Origin of the sequence: Lactobacillus nasalidis (assembly GCF_016587775.1) — a bacterium.
Taxonomy (GTDB): Bacteria; Bacillota; Bacilli; order Lactobacillales; family Lactobacillaceae; genus Lactobacillus; species Lactobacillus nasalidis.
Window position 1 is genome coordinate 1 of the sequence record NZ_BOCG01000527.1, and the last position, 466, is coordinate 466.

The 466-nt window shown below is 38.6% G+C and carries 1 pseudogene; it reads right to left on the reverse strand.

The features are described 5' to 3' along the window. A pseudogene (locus tag lacNas_RS10365) lies at positions 1-315 on the reverse strand (RNA-guided endonuclease InsQ/TnpB family protein); the annotation flags it as partial. Positions 316-466: the final 151 nt, after the last annotated feature.

A 466-nucleotide genomic window follows, 5' to 3' on the forward strand; every position in this document is an offset into this window, starting at 1 on the left:
CCAAACCGCGGCTACTTCTTTAAGTGTCTGTTGAGCACATTGAACAGTGGGCATCTGACCATAAAGCATAAGCTCATTGGCATTTCTTTTATTCTTGAAGATCCTGTCCAAGCCCTCATAATAAATCGATCCTTTTCTCTTGAAAAGGGCTTGTCTGAGCTGATACAAAGCGGCGTTATAAATCTTATGAGCAATTTCTGCCGTACGGTCAAGCTCTGGAGTAGCCTTGATGTAATACTCACTGGCCAATTGGTCAATGAGTTCATTATTTCTCGGAATTGTCTTTTGTTTTTTCTTTCTTTTCGCTTGGACCATTTTCGTTTTACCTCCTTTCCTAATAATTCATCCACTGGCCTTAGTGTTACTTGTTCGAAAAGTAATATAGATCACTGACTGTCTTTGGATTATTTCTATGATTTTAAGTTCTTCTACATTCTCGTACCTCTGAGAATTATTATATCACGCC